Source organism: Desulfomicrobium salsuginis (assembly GCF_054657795.1).
In genome coordinates this window covers 413,749-439,115 of the sequence record NZ_BAAHYA010000002.1, presented here as the reverse complement: position 1 = coordinate 439,115, position 25,367 = coordinate 413,749, and the positions used below count along the sequence as shown (strand labels likewise).

The following is a 25,367-nucleotide window of genomic DNA, read 5'->3' as shown; positions in this document are numbered from 1 at the left end:
GTTCATGCGTCCCGCAGGGTCTGCCCGTGGGCCTTGCGGTCGGCCACCAGCAGTTCGCGCAGGCGCCGGCTCACGGGGCCTGGCCTGCCGTCGGCGACGACCCGCCCGTTGTAGCGCACCACGCTGACCGCGTCGATGCTCGTGCCCAGCAGGATGATCTCGCGGCAGCCGTAGAGCTCGTCCTCGGGCACGGGGCGCGTGGCCACCGGCACGAAACCGGCAGCCAGATTCATGGCCCGTTTGAGGGTCGTGCCCATAAGGGCGTTCCTGAGTTCGGGCACCACGAACACCCCGTCCCTGTCGACCAGCACCGCGTTCTCGGTGGATCCTTCGGCCAGGAACCCTTCGTCGTCGAAGCACAGGGGGTAGTCGGCGCCCTGCTCCGCGGCGTCCTTCTTCATGAGCACGTTGGGCAGGTAGTTGACGCTCTTGATCTGGGACATCCAGCCCTGCTTGGCCGGGATGCGCGTGCGCACGGCGCTGACGCCGTTCTCCCAGAAGGACTCGGCCTTACGCGGGAAGCGCTTGACCACGACGTAGAGGCTCGGCTCGGGGCATTCCCTGGTGTCCAGGGTGAAACCGCCGGGGCCGCGGCCCAGAAAGACCAGGACATTGCCCTCGGACGCGGCGCTGACCACGCAGACCTGGCGGACCAGGTCCGCAAGGGCCGCCGGTTCCACGGGACAGGGAAGGTCGATGGCCGCCGCCGAGCGCATGAGGCGCCCCACGTGCTCGTCCAGCTGGTAGATGGCGCCGTCCTCGAAGCGCATGGCCTCGAAGACCCCGTCGCCGCGGTGGACCAGATGGTCGTCCAGGGGGATGAGCATGAGCCTGGGGTTGGTGAAGACCGCACCGAGACGGTGGTCGTAGAAGGCCAGGAAATTCTCCTCGCCGGGACGTGGCAGCGTGCGTACGCGCTCCCAGTACAGTTCTTCGGTTCCGATTTCGATCATCTCCACCTCCGGATCGGAAGGTTGGCGCACAAAGAAAACACGCCCCAAGCCGTTTCCGGTTGGGGCGTGAAGTCGGCGGGAAACGGCGGTTCTAGGGCACGCGCAGCAGGTCGCGCTGCAGCAGCACCTCGGCGATCTGCACGGCGTTCAGGGCCGCGCCTTTGCGGATGTTGTCGGCCACGATGAACATATTCAGGCCGTTGTCGATGCTCTCGTCCGTGCGGATGCGGCCGACGAAGGTGTCGTCCTCGCCCGCGGCCACGATGGGCATGGGGTAGATCTTCTCGCCGGGGTTGTCGTAGACGCGCACGCCAGGGGCCTGGGACAGGATGGCCCTGGCCTCCATGGGCGTGAGCTTCTTCTCGGTCTCGATGTTCACGCTCTCGCTGTGGCCGTAGAAGACCGGCACGCGCACCGTGGTGGCCGTGACCCGGACGGTGTCGTCACCCAGGATCTTCTTGGTTTCGAGGACCATCTTCATCTCTTCCTTGGTGTACTCGTTGTCCAGGAATACGTCGATCTGCGGCAGGCAGTTGAAGGCGATGCGGTAGGGGTAGACCTTGCACTCGGCGTCCTGGCCGTTGAAAAGCTGACGAACCTGGCTTTCGAGTTCGTTGATGGCCTTCTGGCCCGTGCCCGACACGGCCTGGTACGTGGACACGACCACGCGCTTGATGCGGGCGGCGTCGTGCAGGGGCTTCAGCACCACGACCATCTGGATGGTCGAGCAGTTGGGGTTGGCGATGATGCCCTTGTGCCAGGACAAGTCGTCGGGGTTGACCTCGGGCACGACCAGGGGCACGGCCGGGTCCATGCGCCAGGCGCTGGAGTTGTCGACCACCACGCAGCCGGCCTTGGCCGCGCAGGGCGCGAACTTCTCGGAGGTGGAGCCGCCGGCGGAAAAGAGGGCAAGATCGACGCCCTTGAAGGAATCTTCAGTCAGTTCCTGCACAGTCAGCTTTTTGGAGCCGAACTCAACGGTGGTGCCGGCGGAACGCGACGAGGCCAGGGCCCGCACTTCGGAGTGAGGAAAATTGCGGCGCAGGAGCGTATCGAGCATCTCCCTGCCCACGGCGCCTGTCGCGCCCACCACGGCCACTACTGGATTCTTTTTCATCGTCGCCTCCGAATATGGTTACCGCCGTCCTTGCCTGCCGGCGAAATCCTTCCAGATTTCCAGGCAGGTATCGGCTTTATTGAGAGTGTACAGATGCACGCCAGGGGCCCCCCGGTCAAGCAGATTTCGGACCTGGCTCCTGGCGTACCCCAGTCCCAGGCCGCGCACCCCGCTGTCCCCGTAGACCTCCTGCACGTGCTCCAGGTCGCGCATGTAACCTGCGGGCACGGTGGCACCGCAGAAGGCCAGCATGCGCTTCAGGGCCGCCAGGTTCTGCACGGGCAGGATGCCGGGGATGATGGGCACGCCGATGCCGGCGCCTCGTGCGCGGTCCACGAAATCGAAATAATGGTCGTTGTCGAAGAAAAGCTGGGTGATGACGAAGTCGGCGCCACAGGCCACCTTGTGGCGCAGGTGCTCGAGGTCGGCCTCCAGGCTGACTGCCTCCGGGTGCTTCTCGGGGTACCCGGCCACGCCGATGCTCAGATTCCCGAACTCGCTGCGGATGTGGCAGACCAGGTCGTTGCCGTGGCGGAACTCGTCGCTGTCGGGCCGAAACTCCGTCTCCCCCTTGGGCGGGTCGCCACGCAGGGCCAGGACGTTGTCCACCCCGGCTTCGCGCAACCCCTGCAGGAAGACGCCGAGCCGGCCGCGGTCGGCGCCCACGCAGGTCAGGTGGGCCAGGGGCTCGAGGCCGTATTCCTGCTTCAGGCGGGTCACGATCTCCAGGGTGTTGTGCTGGGTGCTCCCGCCGGCCCCGTAGGTCACGGAACAGAACAGCGGGTCCAGGACCTTCAGCTGTCTGACGACGTCAAAAAAACCGGGCCATTGCGCCCGGTCCTTGGGGGGAAAGAACTCCAGCGACAGGAAGGGTTCCTGTCGCCGGAGCAGATCTGCGATGCGCACTGAATCTCCTTGAGAAGTTACGCCACCGTCTCGGCGATGGAGAAGATGGGCAGGTACATGCTGATGACCAGGCCGCCGACCACCACGCCCAGGAAGACGATCATGATGGGCTCGATGAGGGAGGTCAGGGCCTCGACGGCCACGTCGACCTCGTCGTCGTAGAAGTCGGCGATCTTGCTGAGCATGGAGTCCAGGGCGCCCGTTGTCTCGCCGATGGAGATCATGTGGATGACCATGGGCGGGAAGACGCCTGTCTCCTCCAGGGGCTCGGCCAGGCTCTGACCTTCGGCGATGGACTTCTTGGCCTCCAGGACGCCGCGCTCCACGGTCTTGTTGCCCGAGGTGCGCGAGACGATGTCCAGGGCATTCAGGATGGGCACGCCGCTTGAGACCATGGTCGACAGGGTGCGGCTGAACTTGGCCACGGCGGCCTTCCTGAGCAGCGGCCCGAAAACCGGCAGGAACAGGACCCAGCGGTCGACGAGAACCTGGCCCTTCTCCCACTTGTAGAAGAACTTGAAGCCGACGATGAAGGCGACGATGAAGCCCAGCAGCAACAGGAAGTTGTTGATGACGAAATTGCTCATGCCGATGACGATCTGCGTCGGCAGCGGCAGCGCGCTGCCCGCCTCGCGGAACATCATCTCGAAGGTCGGGATGACGAAGATGAGGATGACCGCGATGACCGCCACGGCCACGGTCACGACCACGCTGGGGTAGATCATGGCACCCTTGATCTTGGCCTTCAGCTTGGCGGCCTTTTCGATGTAGTCGGCCAGGCGCAGGAGCACCTGGTCCAGGATGCCGCCCGTCTCGCCGGCGTTGACCATGTTGGAATAGAGGGCGTCGAACACGTCCGGGTGTTTCTTCAGGCCCTCGTAGAGGGAGCTGCCGCCCTCGATGTCGTTGCGGATGTTGTAGAGCTTGCGCCTGAGCTTGGGGTTCTCGGTCTGCTCGCACATGATCTGCAGGGCCTGCAGGATGGGCACGCCGGCGTTGATCATGGTGGCGAACTGGCGGCTGAAGACGACCATGTCGCGGTCCGCGACGCGGCCCTCCAGAAAGGTGCCCTCCAGCAGGTCCTTGGGCTTCGGCTTGACCTTGATGTCGGAGTAGCCTTTGCGTCTGAGTATGTTCTCGGCAAATTCGAGGGCCGGGGCGTCGAGATCACCCTTGACCGATCTGCCGGCGCGCGATTTCGCCCTGTAAATGAAGATAGGCATGAACGTCCTCCGGAAATTGAGTCGGAATAAGATGCAATCCTGCGTCGCCTTGAATCCCGGTGAGCTTCACCGTGTTCGCAGACAGCCGGGAAGTTCGGCCAGAACCTCCGCGTCGGCCGGCAGAAAGGTGTAATCCTTCGCCTCTTCACAGGTGATCCAGGCCAATTCCTGCCCTTCCCGGGGTGCTGGTGTGCCGGAAAATGCCGTCACCAGATGGAAGAACAGCCGAATTGCACCCCCTGTAACCTTTTTTTCCTTTACTTTCCAGAGGGAAAAAGCATCTATTGCAATGGAAAGTTCCTCACGGAGTTCCCGCTTCAGCGCCTCGGCCAGGGTCTCGCCCGGCTCGACCTTGCCGCCGGGAAATTCCCAAAAACCGGCCCAGGCCATGGTCTCCGAGCGTCTGGCCGCCAGAAAGCGACCGTCGCGGACAATCACGCCGGCCACGACGAGGACTAGGTCGTGCGTCACGCATCCCTCTGCAGTTCGAGTTCCTGCATTTCCTTCTCCAGGTAGGCCAGGTCCGACATGATGTCCTCGGCCCGGGACTGCAGTGCCGAAAACTTCTGCCCGAGCTCCCGCGACAGGTTCTGGTCCTCGTAGGTGGCAGGGTCGGCCAGGCGCGTTTCCAGTTCCTCCTGTTCGGACAGGTTGGACTCCAGTTCCGCCTCGAGCTTGTCGAACTTCTTCTTCAGGGGCCGCAGCTGCTGGTAAATGCGGTTGCGAAGCTCCGCCTCCTCCCGCTTCTTCTGCTTCTGCTCCTGGCGCACGGCCTTGACGTCCTCGGGCAGGACGCGCTCGGTCTGGGCATCCCGCTCCTTCTTGCGGGCGTGGTATTCGTCGAAACCGCAGTTGTGCACCTCGATGCCGTGGGGGGTGAGCTCCCATATCTCGCTCACCACCTCCGACAGGAGGTAGCGGTCGTGGGCCACCACGAGCATGGTGCCCGTGTAGGCCGAAAGGGCGTCCATGAGGGCCTCGCGGCTCTCCATGTCCAGATGGTTGGTGGGTTCGTCGAGGATGAGGAAGTTGGCGCGGCTCAGGAACAGGGTGCTCAGGACGAGCCGGTTCTTCTCGCCGCCGCTCAGCTCCTCGACCTTCTTCTCCCAGTAGCGCTCGCCAAGCATGAACAGGCCCAGCGCGCTCTTGAGCTGAAGGTCCGAAGCCTGGGGCGCGGCCAGGCGCCTGATCTCGGAAATGACGGTGAAGGCCGGACGCACGATGTCGGTCTGGTGCTGGCTGAAATAGCCCGTCACGATGCTCGACCCCGTGACGATCCGCCCTCCCGTGGGCTGGAGCTGGCCGGTGATGAGCTTGATGAGGGTCGACTTGCCGCGGCCGTTGGGCCCCACCAGGCCGATGCGCTGGCCGCGGTAGATGTTGAAGTTCAGGTCGGAGAACAGGGGCGCGTCGGGGAAGGAGAAGGACAGGTCCACGGCCGAGAGCACGGTCTGGTTGCCGCGCTCGGGCTCGGGCCAGGAAAAGGACAAACTCCTGCTGCGGACTTCGGGAGTCAAGGTTTCCAGCTCGCTCTGCAGCTTGCTGATCTGCCCCATGCGGCTCTGGGCTTGCCTGGCCTTGGTGGCCTTGGCCTTGAAGCGGTCCACGAAGGCCTGTTTGCGGCCGATCTCGGTGCGCAGCTTGTCGGCCTGGCGGCGGGCCTGCTCGCTGCGCTCGGCGCTCCACTCCAGGAACTGCGAGAAGTTGCCGTCGCGCAGCACGGGCTTCTCCCCGCCCAGGAAAAGCACCTTGTTGGCGCAGCGGTCCAGGAAATAGCGGTCGTGGGCCACGAAGACGAGCACGCCGGGAAAGCCCAGGACGTACGATTCGAGCCACTCCACCGCTTCCAGGTCGAGATGGTTGGTCGGTTCGTCGAGGAAGAGGATGTCTGCCCCGGCCACCAGCACGCGGGCCAGCTTGGCCCGTTCGCGCCAGCCGCCGCTCAGCTCGCCCACGGGGCGCGGGAAGGCAGCCTGCGAAAAGCCCAGGCCCGAAAGAATGGCGTGGGCGCGGTGCTCGGGGTTGTACCCGTACTGGTGCTCCAGTTCCTCCTGGCGCTGGTGCAGGCGCACCAGGGCCGCGTCGTCGCCGGCGTCCAGGGCGGCGCGCCAATCGCGCCAGAACTCGTTCCAGGACGGCAGGACCTCCAGCACGAAATCGTGCAGGGTCTTGGACAGGTCGGCACCACCCAGCTCCTGCTGCACGAAGCCGATCTGGGAGCCCTTGGGGACGGTCACCTTGCCCGAATCCGGCGAAATGTCGCCGGCCATGATCTTGAGCAGCGTGGACTTGCCGCACCCGTTGGGTCCGACGAGGGCGAGGCGCGTCCCGGCATGGACCTCCATGGACAGGCCTTGGAAGAGGTCGACGCCGGAATAGGCCTTGGAAACGGCTTGAACTGTGATTTTGGACATTTCTTGATGGATTTGTGTGTTTCAAGGACGTCGGGCGCACCGACAAAGGCATGGATCCCCGCCTGCGCGGGGATGACGCCGCAGTGACGACCGCCGCGGAGTCAATCCTTCGCAGGAAGGGATTCATGGCACGTCGGCCACCCGTCAAGCTCGACCAGACGGTCAATCCGGAACAAGCGGGGATGCATGGCCCGAAACCTCGCCTACGGGCATCCCGACCACGTCATCCCCGCGCAGGCGGGGGATCCATGGCTTCTCCACGGCAACCCCGAAGCGCCAAGCCCCCGCCCATTTGACGAAGGCCCCGGCCTACTCCGTCTCGAAGAAGATGGACATCTGGGTCATGAGCGAGGTCACGGACTTGGTGAACATGTCCTCGGAAAACTCCGTGGCCACGAACTTGGTCTGCAGCATGAGGAACTCCTCCTGCTCCTCGCCCAGGGGCGGCGTGATGGTCAGGGACGCGCCCAGCAGATCGCCGTTGATGGTCAGGAGATCCATGAGGTCCTCCTTGGTGACTTCCTCGATGGAGCCCAGGGAAAGGGACACCGTCACCGTGGGCACGTCGAGGGTGCCCTGGTTGGATTCCAGGGACAGGAAGCCGCTGGCGTCCTCGCCCAGTTCGAAGCCCCACATGGCGCCGTCCTCGGCCGGTTCGGAAATGGGTTCGAACTCCGTGGCCACCTTGCGCAGCACCGTTTCCATGTCCTTGGCGATCTTGATCATATCCATAATGCCTCACCTCCTGGGGTGACTGTGTGATGCCGGCCCTCACGCGGCCAGCAGAAAATGTGTTCCCATGCGCCAGCCCCGCTCCGCGAGTTCCCTGGCGATGCGGGCCCCGGCCCCGCGATTGCCGACATACGACAGCAGGAACTCGCCGTCCGGCGCCCCCAGACCGTGCCAGGAGCAGACCGGGCGGCCGCTGGCGGTCTGGCCGATCTTGTCCGGGTCGACCTCGAGCCAACGTTCGATGTCCACGCCGTGCTCTTCGAGCATCAGGGCGCGCCGTCTGGTCACGCGGCCGCCGCCCACGACCGAGACCCGGCCGATGCCGCGGGCCCTGAGCCATGCGGCCAGGTAGCCCGACTTGACGCGGTGGAATGCGTCGGGGTCGTAGCGGGGGTCGTTGCGGGTCAGGCGGGTCGGCGGGTCGTTCCAGACCAGCACGTCCTCGGGCACCTTGTCCATGCGCACGCCCGCGTCCATCCAGCGCAGCAGAAATTCGTAGTCTTCGGGGAACGGGCCGTCATAAAACGGGCCGTGGCGGCTGACAAGCTCTTTGCGGAACATGACGCTGGGGTTGGCCAGGGGCGATTCGACGAAGCGGTGCAGACGGATGTCCTCCTCCGCGACCAGGGTGTTGGTCCAATCCACGTACGCCTTGTAACCGCGCCCGGCCACCGGGTCCCCACCGAAGCGCACCCGCCCGCCCACGAGGCCGATGTGCGGGTGGCGTTCCAGGTGCGCCTTCTGCAGGGCCAGGCGGTCAGGCAGGCAGACATCGTCGGCGTCCATGCGCGCCACGTATTCCCCACGGCACTGTTCGAGCCCGAAGTTCATGGCCTGCACCACCCCGCCGTGGGGGCGGTCGAAAACGCGCACACGGTCGTCGTGGGCCGCAAAGGCCCGCAGCACGTCGAGGGTCCCATCCGAGGAGCCGTCGTTCACGGCCACGAGCTCGAAGTCCCGCCAGCTCTGGCCCAGCATGCTCTCCATGCACCGGGCCAGGCCCGCCTCGGCGTTGAAGCACGGCAGCACCACGGATATCATTGCGCGCCCCCCGACGGGGCCACCCGCCAGGCCGCGGGGCGCAAGAGGCTCATCGACGACATTCTCCCATCCCCTCCATGCCGGCCTTGACAGCACCCGAGGCGCTGACCGAAGCAGGACGCAGCCTGAACCGATTCCCGAACTAAATGACAAACACCCTCAACCTGCAGACGGACACCACCATGCCCTCGACCCGCCCGTCGGCGGAAGCGCCCCAAGGGGGCCTCGCCGACGCCCTCCTCGACTGGTTCTCGCGCCATCGCCGCGACCTGCCCTGGCGCCGCACGTACGAGCCCTACCACGTCTGGGTTTCGGAGATCATGCTCCAGCAGACCCAGATGGAGCGGGGCGTGGCCTACTTCGAGCGCTGGATGGAGCGCTTCCCTGACGTGGCGGCCCTGGCCGAGGCCCACGAGGACGAAGTCATGAAGCACTGGGAGGGTCTGGGCTACTACTCCCGGGCGCGCAACCTGCACAAGGCGGCGCGCGAGGTCCGGGAGCGCCTCGGCGGACGCCTGCCCGACACGGTGGAGGGCCTGCAGTCCCTGCCCGGGGTGGGCCCCTACACGGCCCGGGCCGTGGCCAGCATCGCCTTCGGCCGCGACGTGTGCGTCATCGACGCCAACGTCGAGCGAGTCGCCAGCCGCCTGTACGATATCGACGTTCCCGTCAAGTCCCGACAGGCCAGGGCCGAGATCGAAAGCCGCTGCTCCGCCCTGCTGCCCCCCGGTCGGGCGCGGGACTTCAACCAGGCCATGATGGAACTGGGCAGTCTGGTCTGCGCGCCCCGCAACCCGGCCTGCGCCGCCTGCCCCCTGGCCGGATGGTGCCGGGCCAGGGCCCTCGGCGTGCAGGAGGACAGGCCGGTCACGGCGGCGGCTCCGCAGCCCGTCTACCTGACCATGGCCACGGGCGTGCTGGTCCACGACGGGCTCATCCTGGCCCAGAAGCGGATGCCCGACGACATCTGGGCCAACCTGTGGGAATTCCCCGGCGGCATCGTCGAGGACGGCGAAAGCCCCCAGCAGGCCGTCATCCGCGAATATCTGGAGGAGACGGGCCTGGCCGTCAACCACCCCGAGCCCATCGGCTCGTTCAAGCATTCCTTCACGAGGTACCGTGTGACCCTGTTCGCCTACGCCGTGACCCTGCTCTCGGACCCCGCCGAACTGGAGCTGCGCGCCGCCCAGGAGCACCGCTGGGCCACGTGGGCGCAGATCAGGGCCCTGGCCTTCCCGGCCGGGCACCGCAAGCTCGTCAGGCATCTCGACGCGGACGCGAAGTTTCTGGCGGGGGTGCGGCCGTGATCACCTTCCTGCTCCTCGCCCTGGCCTGCTTCGTCGGCATCGTCACCCTCCTGACCTACACCCTCTACTGCTACGAGGAAACGAACCAGTCGGGACAGCCGCTTGCGCCCTTCCTGGCAATGGCCGGGCGGACGGCCCTGCGCAGTGCGGCCAGCGAACTGGCCATCGTCGCCCTGCACCCCCTGGGCCTGTGGCCCGGCCTGTGGTCCAAGCCGACGCAGGACCGCCCGCTAGTCGTTCTGGTTCACGGGCTCTTCCACAACCCGGGGGCCTGGATTCTGTTTCGGCACAGGCTGCACGCCAAGGGTTTCGGCACGGCCTGCTTCGGCTACCCCAGTTGGGCCGTGCAGTGGGATGAGACCGTCGCCGGCCTTGCGGCATACCTGACGAAAATTCTGGAAGAAAACCCCGACCGGCCGGTGCACCTCGTCGGGCACAGCCTGGGCGGCCTGCTGCTGCGCTGCGCCCTGGCCCAGATGCCGAATCCGCGCATCCGCACACTGGTCACCCTCGGCACGCCCTACGGGGGCAGCAAGCTCTCCCCCTTCGCCCTGTCCTCCCTGGGCCGCTACCTGGCCTACGGGGGCGAAACCGTGACGCGGGTCGCGGCCTTGCCGACGCCGGCCGGCGTGCGCTGCCTGGCCCTCTATTCTCCGGCCGACAATATGGTCATGCCCAATTCCGCCCTGCGCTGCGGGCTGGAGGGCTGGGAGGAGCGGCAGACGCGGCCCGTGAGCCATGTGGCCATGCTGCACTCGAAAGACGTGTTCGATGAGGCGCTGGAATGGATGCGGCGCTCGGCCTGAATCAGTCCGTCGGGGCCTGGCGTTCGAGCAGGCCCACGAACGTGTCCGCCGGGACCGGGGGCGAGAACAGATAGCCCTGCCCGAAGCGGCAGCCCAGAGACTTGAGCAGGTCGAACTGGCCGGTGTTCTCCATGCCCTCGGCCAGGGGCGTGATGCCGAGGCTGTCGGCGATGCCGAGCATGGCGCGCACCAGGGCCAGGGACGACTCATCGGGCAGGTTCTTGACGAAGGCCCGGTCGATCTTGAGCACGTCGAAATGCAGGGACCGCACGTAGGACAGGGACGAATACCCCGTCCCGAAATCGTCCAGGGCCGTGGACACCCCCAGGCTGCGCAGGGAGTCGAGGATCGTCCGGGCCTGGTCGATGTTCTCCATGTAGACCGTCTCCGTGACCTCGAGGGTCAGGCGCACGGCCGGCAGGCCGCTAGCGTCCAGGATTCTGCGCACGTCGGACAGCAGGTTGCCGCGCTGGAAATGGCGGGCGGAAATGTTGCACGAGACGCGCAGGTCGCCGTGCCCCTCGTCGCTCCAGAACCGCGCCTGACGGCAGGCCTGGGAGAGCACGACGAGGTCGATGTCGGTGACGAGATTCGTCTGTTCGGCCACGGGGATGAACGCCGCCGGTGGAATCAGCGTCCCGTCGGGCTTGCGCCAGCGAGCCAGGGCCTCGGCCCCGACGATGCGGCCGCTCTCCAGGTCGATGATGGGCTGGTAGAAGGCCTCGATCTCCCCCGCGTCCAGGGCCAGGCGCAATTCCCGCTCGATCTCCATGCGATGCTGCACGTGCAGGGTCAGTTCCGGGGAGTGGAACTGGAACATGCTCTTGCCCGCGGATTTGGAGTGATACATGGCCAGGTCCGCGCACCGCACCAGCTGCCCGGCCGTCTCCCCGTCCCGGGGGAAGACGGCGATGCCGACGCTGACGCCGAGATGAATCTCCGAGTCTTCGAGATGGAAGGGCTTGTTCAGGGCTTCGATCAGGCGCCTGGCCAGGTCGGCCCAGTCCTCCTCCCCGGCGCCCACGGCCGAAACGATGATGAACTCGTCGCCGCCGAGCCTGCCGACCATTTCCGAGGTGGTCAGCACCGAGGCCAGGCGCTGTCCGACCTCCATGAGCACCACGTCGCCGGCGGCGTGCCCCCACGAGTCGTTGACGATCTTGAAATCGTCGAGATCCAGGAGCAGCACGGCCAGGCTGCCCGAATGGGGCCGCAGGCTCTCCAGGGTCCGCGAAAGGCGCTCCAGGGCGCAGAGCCGGTTCGGCAGCCCCGTCAGGGCGTCGGTATAGGCCAGCTCCTGCAGTTTGGCCTCGGCGCGGCGCATGTCGGTGATGTCGAGGAAGAAGGCGATGGACTGCTTCGTGCGCGGGATGAGGGCCACGGTGACGCGCACGAAATGCATGCCGCCGGCGGCATCGAGAAGCCGGGCTTCGTAGGACCGCGGGGCCGAATCCTCGTTCTCGCGGCGCCGGACGTGGTAATTCAGCATGCGCCGGGCATCCTCCTCCACGAAGAAGCGCATCCAGGACGGGTGCCCGGCCACGTCCTCCTCCGTGGCCCCGACCAGATGGAGGAACTCCGTGTTGGCCACGGCGATGGTCGTGTCGTCGTTGATCAGGATGCCGGGCGTCCCGGTGTTCATGAATATGGCGCGGTAACGGGCCTCGGACTGTTCCAGCAATCGCCGCGTCTGCTCCATCTCCCGGATGTCCAGAAACGTCTCCAGGAGGTACTCCTCGTCGCTGCGCGTCACGGTGGTGGCGGACTTGAGGATGTCGATCCGCTCCCCGTCGCGGCCGATCAGCACCCGCCGGGAGTTGTCGCAGACCTGCCCCAGATCGATGACCGGGCATTTTCCCGATTCCGTCGGGCAGACGAACTTGTGGCAGGACCTTCCGAGCACCTCCTCCTCGGTCTTGCCGATGAGTTCGCAGGCGTAACGGTTGGCGATGACGATGACCTTGTCCCGCTTGCGGATGAGCATCACGCCGACCTTGAGGGCGGCCAGGACCTCGGTCAGGAAACGCTCATTCTCGCGCACGGACCGAAACGCCGCGTCCGTGATCATGCTCAACTGATCGATCTCGTCGCAGCTGGCGTCCAGGGCGCAGATCTGCGCGTCCGGAGCGTCCCGGACAACGCGCGAACGCAGGTCAGCAAGCCGGGAAAGAATGCTCTTGTCGAGAAAGACGAGGCCGGCGAAAAAACCGATGACGCCGAAAACGATGACCACGGCCAGGCTGTTTCTCATGGCCGAACTGACATACACGGCGAGTTCCCGCGGGGCGTTGGCCACGATGGCGATGGGTTCGCCGCCGGCGGCGTCGGGGATCAGCAGGCTGCTCCAGATTCTCGTCCGCTCCGGAACGACCACTGCCTTGTTGAAGGCGTCCGCGGCCCCGTGCAGCGGACGCATGGCCTCGGGCAGGGCTGCCTCCGAGGCGACCATGAGGCCCAGATCGAGCTCCGTGCGGCGCTTCAGTTCGAGCATGTACGGAGTGTCGATCTCCTGGATCATCCACAGCCAGCCCCTGGACGGCCCGCTCTCCTGGGAGGTGAGGACGGTTTTGCTCCCGGCCATCCAGAGCTTGCCGTTGATGTGCGCCACGGCGGTTCCGCCGCCCGTTCCACGCCCGGCGGCTTCCATCCGGACCGTCTCCTGCACGTATCTGATGAGGCCCGGGACGGGGGCGCCGAACTCACCGTTCTCGGAGTCCTTGAAGTACGCGTGCAGAATTTCCCCGGAGACGGAAACGAAGATCATGGCGCTCAGCCGCTGGTTGCGGAACACGTCCGGGGTGACGTTGCTGGCCACGTACTCTTCCGTCGGTTCGGCCATGAAGGCGTAGGTGTCGTCCCACCAGGCCCAGTCCTTGAGCAGGGCGTCGAGCTTTTTCATGTCCTGCTGCAGGGCGTTGCGGGCGCGGCGTGCGTTGGCCGCGGCCAGTTCCCGCTCGAAACCGTCGACCCGGTCGGAAATGATGAGCCCGGCCATGAGCACGCAGGCCAGCCCCATGGCCGTAAAAATGGCGGTCAGGACGATGGTCGTGCGGATGCGCAGGCTGGCGAACGGGCGACTGTAAGACATATTATGTATGACAGTAATTTCAAGGGGCCGATCGGGCAACGAAAAATCTCGAACCACCGGATTTTTCGCCCACCCGTGGAACGATAATCCAACAGCCTATGCACGCCGGGCGCTGCGCTGTCAAATGCCGGCAATACAAGTCAAGGCGTTAAAGATTTTGCGCACGGCGGGATTTGTGGTACCTCGGGGGCGTCATCCATACCATGCCCAAAGGGAGACAGCCATGACTTCGCCCTCCAGACTCGACGCCATACTGCGGGCCATGTCCGATCCCGCCTTCTACCCCCACGACGTGTCCCGGATCGAAATCAGGCAGACGCACATTTCCGCGGTCCTCCTGACCGGGCAGTGGGTCTACAAGCTGAAGAAACCCAAGAGCCTCGGCTTCCTTGACTTCAGGAAACTCGCGGAGCGCAGGCGATTCTGCCGGCGCGAGGCGGAACTCAACGGCCGCCTGAGTTCCGGCGTCTATGCCGGAGTGGTCGGGATCCATGAGGACGACCGGGGCAGGCTGTCCTTCGGGCCCGGGGGACGCATCATCGAGTACGCGGTGAAGATGCGGCAGTTGCCCGACGAGGCGAACTTGGCGCGCCTCCTGGAATCCGGAAACTTCACGGACGACCGGCTGGAGGCCCTCGGACGGGTCCTGGCAGCCTTTCACTCCGGCGCCCTGCGCAGCCCGGACATAGACGGCTTCGGCGACCCGGAACTCATCCGCTTCAACATGGAGGAGAACTTCGAGCAGATCGGGCCATACGCCTCCGGACTCCTGGACATTGAAAAATGGGAGCTCATCCGGCAAGTCAGCCGCGCGTTCTGGAAGGACCACCCCGACCTCTTCCGGCACCGCGTGCGCAGCGGAAGGATCAGGGACGGCCACGGGGACCTACGCGTCGACCACGTCTATTTTCACGATGGCATCCAGATCATCGACTGCATCGAATTCAACGACCGCTTCCGCTACGGCGACACGGCTCTTGACCTGGCCTTCCTGAGCATGGACCTGGATCGTCTGGGATTTGCCGAGGCCGCCCGCAGACTCGTAGCATTCTATGCCCGTGCGGCTTCCGACCCCGAGGTCTATGCGCTGCTGGATTTTTACGCCGCATACCGCGCCCTGGTCAGGCTGAAGGTCGCCTGCATGTCCATGGCCCAGGCGGACGACCGTCACCGCGCCCTTCTGCAAAGCGAAGCCCGAACCTACCTGAGCCTGGCCTTCCGCTACGCCCTGTCCTTCGGACGGCCGACGCTGTGGGTCTTCTGCGGCCTCCCGGCCTCGGGCAAGTCGACCCTGGCCGAACGTACCGCGTCGGCACTGTTCATGCCCGTCTTTTCGTCCGACGCCGTGAGAAAGGAAGACCTGGGCAGCCCCGCAAACTCCGTGTCGCCCTTCAACACGGGGCTGTACCGGCCCCTGTTGCGCGGACGCGTCTACGCCAGGCTCCTCAATCTCGCCCAGGAACACCTCAAAAACGGCTCATCCGTGGCCTTGGACGCCACCTTCTCCGAAAGCAGGTGGCGGCAGGCGGCCGCGGAGCTGGCCGCAGACCTCAGGGTCGGCATCGTCTTCGTTCACTGCGTCTGCGCCGTCGAAACCCTGCGGCTCCGCCTGGCAAGGCGGGAAGGCTCCTGCGGGGCATCCGACGCACGGCTGCATCACCTCGACGACATGCTCCGCAGCTACGAGGCTTTCGAGCCTGCGCCCGCAGACGCATACCTGCCTGTGGATACGGACAACGACCCGCAGTCATGCCTGTTTGAGACACTTTCCGGGGCGCACTCGCTCAGATGCAGACAACTGGACAGACTCGAATCGGACCTGTACGCTCCTCGCTGAAACAGATTCTGCTGAAATCAATGGCAAATACCGCGCCAGTGTCGCGGCGTTCGGCAAATCGGCCTACGCCTGCCGCCGTCCCCAACCCCTGAGCATTCCTTAAATTTTCAATCTTTTCCGATAAATACGCACAATCAAAAATTGTACTCGTCAGCAGCGCTTATTTTGTTATAGAGATCAAACGTTTTGAGCATTTCGTCCATTACGAGATCACATATCAACCTGAGGAGTCGAGAATTATGAGAAAATGCACCCTGATCCTGTTGAGCCTGCTGCTGGCCCTGTCCGTGGCCACCGCCTCGATGGCGGCCCAGAACCTCGTGAAGAAAGTCGACAATTTCATCATTCTGGTGGACCGCTCCGGCTCCATGGATGAAAAATACGTCGGCACCAAGGACAGAAAGATCGCCCTGGCCAAGTCCCTCCTGGAGCGCATGAACGCCATGATCCCCGAGCTGGGCTACAACGGCGGCCTGAACACCGCCGCCCCGGCCGGCGAAATCCAGGCCCTGGCCCCCTTCGCCGTCGCTTCCTACGGCGCCTCCGTGGCCAAGGTCCCGACCCTGATCGGCGCCAACCCGACCCCCCTGGGCGTCGGCCTCAAGGCTCTTGAGCCCGCCCTGCAGGGCGCTTCCGGCCGCAACGCCGTCATCATCCTGTCCGACGGCCAGGAAAACGCCGGCGAAGGCTCCCTGAAGGTCGCCGCCGCCATGGCCGAAAAGTTCAATGTCTGCTTCCACACCATCAGCTTCGCCGACACCATCAACGGCAACCAGAAGCTGCTGGACGACATCACCGCCCTGAAGTCCTGCGGCGTCGGCGCTTCCGCCGCCCAGCTGGCCGATGACGCCGCCATGAAGAAGTTCGTCAAGGACGTTTTCTATGACGAAGCCTCCGCCCCCGCCGATCCCTGCGCCCTGGACGACGACGGCGACGGCGTCGGCAACTGCAAGGACACCTGCCCCGGCACCGCCGCCGGCCTGGCCGTCGACGCCGCCGGCTGCCCGATCCCCATGGTCGTGAAGCTGAAGGTCAACTTCGACTTCGACAAGTCCGACATCAAGCCCGAGTACCACCAGGAACTGGCCGACTTCGCCGCCTTCATGCAGCAGTACCCCGGCGTGTCCGTCGAGATCGACGGCCACACCGACTCCAAGGGTTCCGACGAATACAACCAGAAGCTGTCCCAGCGCCGCGCGAACAGCGTGCGTGAGTACCTGGTCAAGAAGCTCGGCATGGACGGCTCCAAGATCACGGCCAAGGGCTTCGGCGAGTCCAAGCCCGTGGCCAGCAACGACACCGACGCCGGCCGCGCCGAGAACCGCCGCATCGAGGCCGTGCTGAAGGGCGTGTACAAGAAGAAGTAATCCGGCTCCACGAGACGAAAAATATGGCGGCTCCGCATAGGGGCCGCCTTTTTTTTCGCCTGAGGGATGGCGGACGCGGCCGACGGCAGGCGTCCCAGGCTACCGCCTGGATGCGTACCGCAAGCGCCACCCTACGGCTCTGAGCCGATCAGGATGCAAACGGACGCAAAGGCCGGGAGGCTCCCGTCCTTGAAATTCCCGACCGTCTCGACTACGCATGCATAGTACCGCATATCAAGCAGTTGGAGCCACCTTGCATACCGATCTCCTGCAATTCGTTTTCGGCGGCCTGACCGGGGGCGCCATTTACGCCCTCATCGCCCTGGGTTTCTGCGTGGTCAGCAACACCATGGGCATCGTCAACTTCATCCAGGTGGACTTCGTCACCCTGGGCGGCATGTTCATGTTCTCGGCCCTCTTCGCCCTGGGCCTGCCCACGGTTCCGGCCCTGGGCCTGGCCGTGCTTCTGGTCGCCCTGGCGGCCATGCTCGTGGAACGTTTCGGCCTGCGCCCGGCCCGCTCGGACAACCATCTGGTCCTCATCTTCCTGACCGTCGGGCTGTCCATCATCGTGCGCGGCGTCATCAAGCTGGTCTGGGGCAAGAACCGCATGGCCCTGCCGCCCCTGACCCCCGACGTGCCCGTGCAGATCCTGGGGGCCAGCGTCCTGCCCCAGGCCCTGTGGATCCTGGGGCTGACCGTGGTCGCCATCGCCGTGCTGACCTGGTTCTTCCACCGCACGCCCCTGGGCCTGTCCATGCGCGCCGTGGCCTCCAATCCCACTGCCGCGGCCGTGGTCGGCATCAGCACGGGGCGCATCCGCCTGACGAGCTACGCCATCGCCGGGGCCCTGGGCGGCCTGGCCGGGGTGCTCGTCACGCCCATCACCACCCTCAACTACGACGTAGGCGTGCTCCTGGGCCTCAAGGGCTTCGCTGCCGCCATCCTCGGCGGCTTCGGCTCCTTCCCCGGGGCCATCCTGGGCGGCCTGGGCCTGGGCCTCCTGGAATCCCTCTCGGCCGGATACATATCCAGCGCCTACAAGGACGTGGTGGCCTTCGTGGTCCTGCTGCTGGTGCTCTTCGTCAGGCCCAAGGGGTTGCTGGGCAAGTGACGGCCCTGTTTTTTTCTTCCCTGCAGTCTCCGGACGTGCTCAAGGCCTTCCGGGGCTGGCTTTTCGGCCGCCGACTGTTTGACTGAGCCAGGCATCGTTCGTTGAACCATTGCCCGGCGCGTTGAGGCGGCCCTGTGCACTGCGGGCAATGGTTCAATGTTACGAGGCCGGCGATGGAGTTTCGGCGACCGAAAAGCCAGCCCCGGAAGGCCGTTTGCGTACATGAAACACGAATCTCCGGACTTTACCCCCGGTCAAATCGATTATACTTTCCCGGCACCGCCGCACCCGACGGCCCACCCGGCCGATGACCGGCAATAAGGATTTCCATGACCGGCAGACAACAGCTCCTCTACTTCCTGACCCTCCACCGCACCGGCCTGGCAGTGACGCTCATGACCGCGGCCCTGCTGCTCTTCCCCCTCGTCGAGGACAACCCCTACACCCTGGGCCTGACCAACCTCATCGCCATCAACGCCATCGTGGTCCTGGGCCTGAACCTGTTCATCGGCTACACGGGTCAGATATCCCTCGGCCACGCGGCCTTCTTCGGCCTGGGCGCCTACGGTTCGGCCGTGGCCACCGTGACCTTCGGACTGCCACCCTGGCCGGCCATGTTCCTGGTGGCCGCCCTGGTGGCCATGGTGGCCCTGGCCGTGGGCATCCCGGTGCTGCGTCTCTCGGGCCACTACCTGGCCATGGCCACGCTGGGCCTTAACTACGTCGTGCACACGGTGCTCCTGCAGTGGGACGAGGTAACGGGCGGGCCCAGCGGCTTCGCCGGCATCCCGAGCCTTTCGGTGCCTGGCGCGGCCGTCGACGACCCCGTCAGCCTGCACTACCTGCTGTGGGGCTTTGCCATGGCCTGCCTGCTCCTGTGCCTGAACCTCGTGCGCAGCGGGGTGGGACGGGGCATGGCCGCCCTGGCCGGGGACGAGACGGCCGCCGCCTGCCTGGGCGTCGACACGCGCGCCACCAAGGTCAAGGTCTTCGTGCTTTCGGCCGTGCTGGCCTCCCTGGCCGGCAGCCTCTTCGCCCACTGCTACGCCTACGTCAGCCCCGACACCTTCGGCATCTTCGCCTCCACGGATTTCGTCATCATGGTCGTGGTCGGCGGCATGGGCTCCATCTGGGGCTCGGTCTTCGGCGCAGCCTTCCTGACGCTCATGCCCGAGTGGGTGGAGTTCTTCGACACCTACAAGGACTTTGTGCACGGCGGCATCCTCGTGCTGGTCCTCATGTTCCTGCCCCAGGGCCTGATCACGGGCCTGACGGACATGGTCCGGGTCCGCCTGGCCCTGAGGAGGCGCGGTCATGCTGCGACTTGAAGGCGTGGGCAAGAATTTCGGCGGCCTGCCCGCCCTGCAGGACGTGAGCTTCGGCGCGCCCATGGGGCGCCTGACGGCCCTCATCGGCCCCAACGGCGCGGGCAAGAGCACGCTCATCAACTGCATCACCGGCGTCAACCCGCCCACAAGCGGCGCGGTCCGCTTCCAGGGCTCGGACATCGCCGGGCTGCCGGCCCACAAGGTCACGCGCCTGGGCATCCACCGCACCTTCCAGAACCTGCGGCTCTTCCCGCGCCTCTCGGTCCTGGACAACGTGCTCACGGGCCTGACCTGCGAGGCCGGCGGCTCCATGCTCATGGCCATGCTGCGCCTGCCATACCTGCGCCACCGCGAACGGCAACTGCGGCTGCGGGCACTGGAGGCCATGGACGCCTTCGGACTGGCCGACAAGGCCTCCTGGCCGGCCGGAGTCCTGGCCTACGGCGACAAGAAGCGCGTGGAGCTGGCCCGGGCCATCGTCGGCCGCCCCAAGCTCCTGCTCCTGGACGAACCCGTGGCCGGCCTCAACGCCGAGGAGACGGCAGCCGTGGGCGAACAACTCCGCAACCTGCGACGGGCCGGGCACACCATCCTGCTGGTCGAGCACGACATGGACCTGGTCATGAACATCGCCGACCTGGTCGTGGTCCTGGATAGCGGAAAATGCATCGCCACGGGCACGGCCGACGAAGTCCGCCGCAACCCGCTGGTGCTCGAAGCCTATCTCGGACGAATGGAGGCCACGGCCTGATGCTGACCATAAAAAATCTGACGGCCCACTACGGCGCGGCCCAGGCCCTCTTCGGCATCGACATGGCCGTCGAGGCCGGGCAAACCGTGGCCCTGGTCGGGGCCAACGGCGCAGGCAAGAGCACCCTTCTGAAGTGCATCATGGGTCTGCTCAAGCCCTCGGGCGGCGAGATTCTTCTCGACGGCAAACCCGTGACCGGCGCCACACCGGCGCGCATGGTCCGCCTGGGGCTGGCCATGTCGCCCGAAGGCCGCGAGGTCTTCGCCGACCTGCCGGTCCTGGAGAACCTCCAACTCGGGGCCATCCCTCTGAGCCTGCCCAAGGCCGAGGAGAAGCGGCGCATGGACGAGGTCTTCACCCGCTTCCCCAAGCTGGGCCAGCGCCGCGCACAGCTGGCCGGCACCCTTTCGGGCGGCGAACAGCAGATGCTGGCCATGGGCCGGGCGCTGATGGCGAGGCCCCGCCTGCTGCTCCTGGACGAGCCGAGCCTGGGCCTGGCGCCCATCGTCACCGACGAGATTTTCGCCATCATCCACCAGCTGGCCCGCGCCGGCACGACCATCCTCGTCGTCGAACAGAACGCCGCCCGAGCCCTGTCGGCCTCGGACACTGCCTTCCTGCTGGCCGGCGGCAGGATCGTCGAACAGGGCAAAAGCCGCGACCTGCTCCTTGACCCGGCCCTGCGCGCCGCCTTCCTCGGCGCGGCCAGCCACGACAACCCCTCGGCCAGCCGCCTCGGCGCGGCCGGACTGACCAATATCCGACTGGAGAAAACGCCCATGCAGACCGATTTCATGCCCGCCTTCGCCTCCGCCGAGGACCTCCAGGCCCACCAGCTCAAAGGGCTGCAGTGGACCGTGCGCCACGCCTACGAAGGCTCGCCCGCATACCGCGCCAAGCTCGAGGCCGCCGGCGTCACGCCCGACGCAATCCAGAGCCTGGACGACCTGCGCCGCCTGCCCTTCACCACCACCGAGGACCTGCGCGACGGCTACCCGTTCCCCCTGAAGAGCGTGCCCTTCGAGCAGCTCGTGCGCGTGCACGCAAGCTCCGGCACCACGGGCAAGCGCAAGGTCCTGTGCTACACCCAGAAGGACCTCGACGACTGGATCTCCATGTTCGCCCGTTGCTACCAGACGGCCGGCGTCACGCCCCTGGACCGCGTGCAGATCGCCGTGGGCTACGGCGTGTGGACCGCGGGCATGGGCTTCCAGCTCGGCTGCGAGAGGGTCGGGGCCCTGGCCGTGCCTGTGGGACCGGGCAACATCGACATGCAGATCCAGTTCCTGCTCGACTTCCAGTCCACGGTCTTCTGCTCCACGGCCTCCATGGCCCTGTTGATGGCCGAGGAGATCCACAAGCGCGGCATCGCCGACAAGATCGCCGTGAAGAAGATCATCTACGGCTCCGAGCGCTCCAGCCGCTCCATGCGCAAGAAGATCTCGGAGCTCTTCGGCGGAGCCGAACTCTTCGACATCACCGGCCTGACGGAGCTCTACGGCCCAGGCGCCGGCATCGAATGCCCGGACCACGACTGCATCCACTACTGGTCGGACTACTATCTCCTGGAGATCCTGGACCCCGAGACCCTCACGCCCCTGCCCGACGGCGAGTGGGGCGAGATGGTCGTCACGACCTTGTGCAAGGAGGGCGCGCCGCTCATCCGCTACCGCACCCGCGACATCACGCGCATCATCCCCGGCCCCTGCACCTGCGGCAGCGTCATGCCCCGCCACTCGCGCATCAAGGGCCGCTCCGACGACACCATCAAGTTCCGCGGCGTGAACATCTACCCCAGTTCCATCGACACCATCCTTTCGGCCGTGCCGGGACTGGGCTCCGAGTACCAGATCCACCTGACCCGCGGCGAGGGCGGGCGCGACAACCTGCGTCTGGTGGTGGAGCGGGCCGAGGGCGTAGGGGCGTCCCGCGCGCCGGAAATGGCCCACGAGGCCGTGCATCAGATCAAGCGGCAGCTCATGGTTTCCGTGGATCTGGACATCGTGGACTACGGCAGCCTCCCCCGCTCGGAGCGCAAGAGCCAGCGGGTCTTCGACAGCCGCATCCAGGACGAGATCGTGTAATTTCAAGGACGTTCCCACAACGGCAACAACCATTTTCCAGAGGAGAGACGACATGCGCAGGATCATAGGACTTCTGGCCGGCCTCATGCTGCTGGCCGCCCCGGCCCTGGCCGAGGACACCATCAAGCTGGGCGGGTTCTTCGACCTGTCGGGCCGCGCGTCCTTCATCGGCACGCCGAGCAAGCTGGTGGCGGAGATGCTCGTGGAGAAGATCAACGCCGAGGGCGGCATCGGCGGCAAGAAGATCGAGCTGATCGTCGCCGACACCGAGGGCGACCCGGCCAAGGCGGCCAACATCGCCACCAAGTTCATCCACAAGGACAAGGTCGTGGCCATCATCGGGCCGACGCTGACGGACACGGGCATGAACGTGAAGAAGATCGTCCACGACGGCAAGACGCCCACGGTCATGACCGTGGGCGGCGACCCGGTCATCATGGGCGGCAAGTTCGGACCCTTCGACTGGGTCTTCAAGTCCCCCCAGCGTTCTGAGATCGCGGTCAAGCGTCTCTTCACCTACCTGAAGGACAAGGGGCTGACCAAGATCGCCCTGCTCTCGGCCGACGACGGCTTCGGCAAGGACGGCCTGCGCTGGATGGAGCAGCTCGGACCCGAGTTCGGCATAGAGATCCTCATCAAGGAATCCTTCGGCGCACGCGACACGGACATGACCGCCCAGCTGACCAAGGCCAAGAACGCCGCGCCCCAGGCCCTCGTGGTCTGGACCACAGGCCCGGCCGGCGCCATCACGGCCAAGAACGTGGCCCAGCTCGGCATCGACCTGCCCCTCTTCCAGTGCCACGGCCTGCCCGACCCCAAGTACGTCGAGCTGGCCGGCCCGGCCTCCGAGGGCAACCGCATGCCCGCCACCAAGCTCATGGTCGCGGATGAACTCCCGGACACGGACCCGCAGAAGGCCGTCATCCAGGAATTCATCAAGCTCTACACCGAGAAAGGCTACGCCAAGCAGTTCCCCATCAACACCCACTCGGGCTACGCCTGGGACGCCATCATGCTCGTCGTCAAGGGCATCGAGAAGGCCGGCACCGAGCCCGAGGCGCTGCGCGCGGCCATTGAGCAGACAAAGGGTTATGTCGGAATATCGGGCATCTACAACCTGACCCCCGAGGACCACAACGGCCTGGGCGTGGACTCCATGGTCATGGTCCAGGTCAAGGACGGCAAGTTCGTCATGGCCGAGTGACCGAGGTGCGCCAGAACGGTATGGATGAGCGCAACATCTAGGGAATGAAAGGCATGGATCCCCGCCTTCGCGGGAATGACGCGCAGACCATGTGTCCCTCATCAGTGTCATCCCCGCGAAGGCGGGGATCCATGCCTTCCTCATTTCACGCGGCTGTTCAACACCGCCACGGCCTTCCGCAAGCAATCGAGCCTCCCCTTCACCGGGGAGGCTTTTTTTCGCCCTAGTAATAATACCAGATGCTCGAATACTCGGCCGTATCCTCATCAATGGCGGCCAGGCGCTCGAGGTACGTCAGTATCGGCACGTCCTGCCCGATGTAGGAATCGCGCTCGACGATGTTCTTCTCCCACGGGTGGAATTCGTAGACCCGCGAGCCGTCGGGCAGGATGGACACCACGTCGCGGTTCTGGGCCGCGCGCAGGTGGTTCTTGCCCAGGCCCGGCACGTTGAAGACGGGCGCGTCGGTGCGGCGCATGCCCGGCAGCAGGCGCGCCTCCTCCTGCTGCTCCTGCAGGATGCGGGCGATGGGCACGCGGTAGGCTTCCGTCTCCTCCTTGCCCTTGGGCGCGAAGGTGTAATAGGGCTCCACCCCGCATCTGCGCAGGAGTCGCCGCAGGGCCGCGGCCTCGAAGCGCCGGGAGACGTAAAACGTGAAGACGAGCTGGTTGTAGACGCTCACCCCCTGCCGTTTGAGCCTGTCCACGGCGGCCACGAACTCAGGCGTCACTTCCGAGACATGCTCCACGTGGGTGACCAGGCAGACATCGCGCACCCCGGGCTCGCGGAAGGAGCCGAGCATGCGGGCCAGCCCCGGCGTGATGCGCATGGGCAGGGTCACGGGCGTACGCGTGCCGATGCGGATGAGCTCCACGTGGGGGATGTCCGCGACGCTTTTCAGAATGCGCTCCAGGGGCCCGTCGCCCATGGCCAGCGGGTCGCCGCCCGTGACCAGGACCTCCTTGATGGCCGGGTGCCGCCGAATCCACTCCACGGCGCGCTCCAGGTCGGCCCGGGACGCCATGGCCCCCGGCGCCATGGCCCGCTCGATCTCCCAGTTGCGCTGGCAGTAGACGCAGATCTGCGGGCAAGTGTTGAAGGGCTTCAGGATGACGATAGCCGGGTAGCGCCGCGTGACGAGGTCGACGGGCGACGTGTCGGCCTCGCGCATGAAGTCGAAGGCCTCGGCCCGGCTGTCGCCGTGGGCGGCCATGCACTCCACGTAGGAGGCCGGTGGGATGACCTGAGCGCGCACGGCCCGGTCGCGGCCGGTTTCCGGGTCGCTGTCCATGAGGGTGGCGTAATACGGCGTGATCCCGAAGGGCTGCTTCGTCCGCACCGCCCGCTCCACGGCGACGCGCTCGTCATCGCGCAGATTGACGGCCGCAGCCAGGCCTTCGGCGTCCTCGATGATGTTGCGCACCTGCCAGTGCCAGTCCTCCCACTCAGGGTCCGAGGCGTTGAACAGGGTCTGGAGTTCCTGCCTGCGTTGCCTGCGCCGATCCAAAGAGGCCGCTTCAAGGCCCGATTGGTAGCGCGCCATGGCCTGCTCGATACCCTCCCAGATGCGGTCGAGTTCAAGGGACCTGACCACGGCCGCCTCGCGTCCGCTGACCTCGTCCAGGGTCGAGGGTTCGGGGGTTACACCCAGGGGGGTGCCGTTCAGGCCGTGAAAAAGGTGCGACAGCTCGGCGAAAAAGCCGGCCTTCAGGTCCGGGCGCTCCACGCCGCGGGCCAGGTCCCACAGGGCCTGGGCCACACTGAAGCCGGCCCGCGCGTCGGAGCCTCTGGCCAGAACAGCGCGCAGGACGCGGGCGCAGTCGCGGGCCACGGTCATCTCGAAGGCGGTGTGCTCGCGGTCGTCGAAAAGAATCAGATACTGACGCTCGGTCACGAAAAGGTAGAGCGCCTTGCGCGCCGCGTCGAGGTCGTCGGCGGTCCTGACCACGTCGAGGATGCCGGCGTGTTCCGCGGCGAAGAGGCGCGCGCACCAGCGTGAACTGTCCAGGTTCATTGCAACCTCACAGGGATTGAAGTGAACGGGTTCCACGCCCGATGCCGGCGGAAGGGAGCATGATGCAAAGGCGTGGAGGGG

The 25,367-nt window shown here is 65.8% G+C and carries 19 protein-coding genes; 9 read left to right on the top strand and 10 right to left on the bottom strand.

The annotated features are described in order from the left end of the window. Positions 1-2 precede the first annotated feature (2 nt). The 8 genes from ACYQ3G_RS09260 to ACYQ3G_RS09225 all read right to left on the bottom strand — a co-directional run bounded on the left by ACYQ3G_RS09260 (position 3) and on the right by ACYQ3G_RS09225 (position 8,386). Complete coding sequence (locus ACYQ3G_RS09260; protein WP_459825146.1) at positions 3-953, bottom strand: aminotransferase class IV; 951 nt, start codon at positions 951-953, stop codon at positions 3-5. Positions 954-1,044: 91 nt separating this feature from the next. After that, positions 1,045-2,070, bottom strand: coding sequence for an aspartate-semialdehyde dehydrogenase (locus ACYQ3G_RS09255; protein WP_459825144.1), 1,026 nt, complete (start codon positions 2,068-2,070; stop codon positions 1,045-1,047). A gap of 18 nt (positions 2,071-2,088) precedes the next feature. After that, complete coding sequence (gene metF / locus ACYQ3G_RS09250) at positions 2,089-2,976, bottom strand: methylenetetrahydrofolate reductase [NAD(P)H] (protein ID WP_459825142.1); 888 nt, start codon at positions 2,974-2,976, stop codon at positions 2,089-2,091. Positions 2,977-2,993: 17 nt separating this feature from the next. Continuing rightward, on the bottom strand, positions 2,994-4,199 hold the full coding sequence (locus tag ACYQ3G_RS09245; RefSeq protein ID WP_459825140.1) for a type II secretion system F family protein: 1,206 nt from the start codon (positions 4,197-4,199) through the stop codon (positions 2,994-2,996). Between the two features lie 66 nt (positions 4,200-4,265). After that, positions 4,266-4,670: a (deoxy)nucleoside triphosphate pyrophosphohydrolase gene (locus ACYQ3G_RS09240; protein WP_459825137.1), complete on the bottom strand. Its 405-nt coding sequence runs from the start codon at positions 4,668-4,670 to the stop codon at positions 4,266-4,268. Further along, positions 4,667-6,613 carry a ribosomal protection-like ABC-F family protein gene (gene abc-f, locus ACYQ3G_RS09235; protein WP_459825135.1) on the bottom strand — a complete coding sequence of 649 codons (1,947 nt, stop codon included), beginning with the start codon at positions 6,611-6,613 and terminating at the stop codon, positions 4,667-4,669. The genes ACYQ3G_RS09240 and abc-f overlap by 4 nt, the downstream gene beginning before the upstream one ends. A gap of 309 nt (positions 6,614-6,922) precedes the next feature. Next, the gene (locus ACYQ3G_RS09230) at positions 6,923-7,345 is read right to left on the bottom strand and encodes a hypothetical protein (RefSeq protein WP_459825132.1); all 423 of its coding nucleotides are present in this window, start codon (positions 7,343-7,345) and stop codon (positions 6,923-6,925) included. 39 nt (positions 7,346-7,384) lie between these two features. Further along, positions 7,385-8,386 carry a glycosyltransferase family 2 protein gene (locus ACYQ3G_RS09225; protein WP_459825129.1) on the bottom strand — a complete coding sequence of 334 codons (1,002 nt, stop codon included), beginning with the start codon at positions 8,384-8,386 and terminating at the stop codon, positions 7,385-7,387. Between the two features lie 146 nt (positions 8,387-8,532). Here ACYQ3G_RS09225 and mutY point away from each other — a divergent pair, with 146 nt between their 5' ends. Together mutY and ACYQ3G_RS09215 are read left to right on the top strand one after the other, a co-directional pair. Next, positions 8,533-9,693, top strand: a complete 1,161-nt coding sequence (gene mutY / locus ACYQ3G_RS09220) for an A/G-specific adenine glycosylase (RefSeq protein WP_459825127.1) — start codon at positions 8,533-8,535, stop codon at positions 9,691-9,693. Beyond that, the gene (locus tag ACYQ3G_RS09215; RefSeq protein WP_459825124.1) at positions 9,690-10,499 is read left to right on the top strand and encodes an esterase/lipase family protein; all 810 of its coding nucleotides are present in this window, start codon (positions 9,690-9,692) and stop codon (positions 10,497-10,499) included. The genes mutY and ACYQ3G_RS09215 overlap by 4 nt, the downstream gene beginning before the upstream one ends. A 1-nt stretch (position 10,500) precedes the next feature. On the opposite strand, the gene ACYQ3G_RS09210 is transcribed toward ACYQ3G_RS09215, so the two are convergent. Then, positions 10,501-13,587 carry an EAL domain-containing protein gene (locus ACYQ3G_RS09210; RefSeq protein WP_459825121.1) on the bottom strand — a complete coding sequence of 1,029 codons (3,087 nt, stop codon included), beginning with the start codon at positions 13,585-13,587 and terminating at the stop codon, positions 10,501-10,503. Between the two features lie 223 nt (positions 13,588-13,810). On the opposite strand from ACYQ3G_RS09210, the gene ACYQ3G_RS09205 reads away from it, so the two are divergent. The 7 genes from ACYQ3G_RS09205 to ACYQ3G_RS09175 all read left to right on the top strand — a co-directional run bounded on the left by ACYQ3G_RS09205 (position 13,811) and on the right by ACYQ3G_RS09175 (position 23,272). Beyond that, positions 13,811-15,424 carry a bifunctional aminoglycoside phosphotransferase/ATP-binding protein gene (locus tag ACYQ3G_RS09205; RefSeq protein WP_459825118.1) on the top strand — a complete coding sequence of 538 codons (1,614 nt, stop codon included), beginning with the start codon at positions 13,811-13,813 and terminating at the stop codon, positions 15,422-15,424. 239 nt (positions 15,425-15,663) lie between these two features. Beyond that, positions 15,664-16,791 carry an OmpA family protein gene (locus tag ACYQ3G_RS09200; protein WP_459825116.1) on the top strand — a complete coding sequence of 376 codons (1,128 nt, stop codon included), beginning with the start codon at positions 15,664-15,666 and terminating at the stop codon, positions 16,789-16,791. 253 nt (positions 16,792-17,044) lie between these two features. Continuing rightward, complete coding sequence (locus ACYQ3G_RS09195; protein ID WP_459825114.1) at positions 17,045-17,905, top strand: branched-chain amino acid ABC transporter permease; 861 nt, start codon at positions 17,045-17,047, stop codon at positions 17,903-17,905. A gap of 329 nt (positions 17,906-18,234) precedes the next feature. Continuing rightward, complete coding sequence (locus ACYQ3G_RS09190; protein ID WP_459825112.1) at positions 18,235-19,233, top strand: branched-chain amino acid ABC transporter permease; 999 nt, start codon at positions 18,235-18,237, stop codon at positions 19,231-19,233. After that, the gene (locus ACYQ3G_RS09185) at positions 19,220-19,984 is read left to right on the top strand and encodes an ABC transporter ATP-binding protein (protein ID WP_459825109.1); all 765 of its coding nucleotides are present in this window, start codon (positions 19,220-19,222) and stop codon (positions 19,982-19,984) included. Before ACYQ3G_RS09190 ends, ACYQ3G_RS09185 begins: the two co-directional genes overlap by 14 nt. Next, positions 19,984-22,068, top strand: coding sequence for an ATP-binding cassette domain-containing protein (locus ACYQ3G_RS09180; RefSeq protein WP_459825107.1), 2,085 nt, complete (start codon positions 19,984-19,986; stop codon positions 22,066-22,068). The genes ACYQ3G_RS09185 and ACYQ3G_RS09180 overlap by 1 nt, the downstream gene beginning before the upstream one ends. A 52-nt stretch (positions 22,069-22,120) precedes the next feature. Then, on the top strand, positions 22,121-23,272 hold the full coding sequence (locus ACYQ3G_RS09175; protein ID WP_459825104.1) for an ABC transporter substrate-binding protein: 1,152 nt from the start codon (positions 22,121-22,123) through the stop codon (positions 23,270-23,272). Positions 23,273-23,495: 223 nt separating this feature from the next. Here the strand turns inward: ACYQ3G_RS09175 and ACYQ3G_RS09170 are convergent, their stop codons facing one another. Then, positions 23,496-25,286 (bottom strand): KamA family radical SAM protein, encoded by a 1,791-nt coding sequence (locus ACYQ3G_RS09170; protein WP_459825102.1) that lies wholly within the window; start codon positions 25,284-25,286, stop codon positions 23,496-23,498. Between the last annotated feature and the right edge of the window lie 81 nt (positions 25,287-25,367).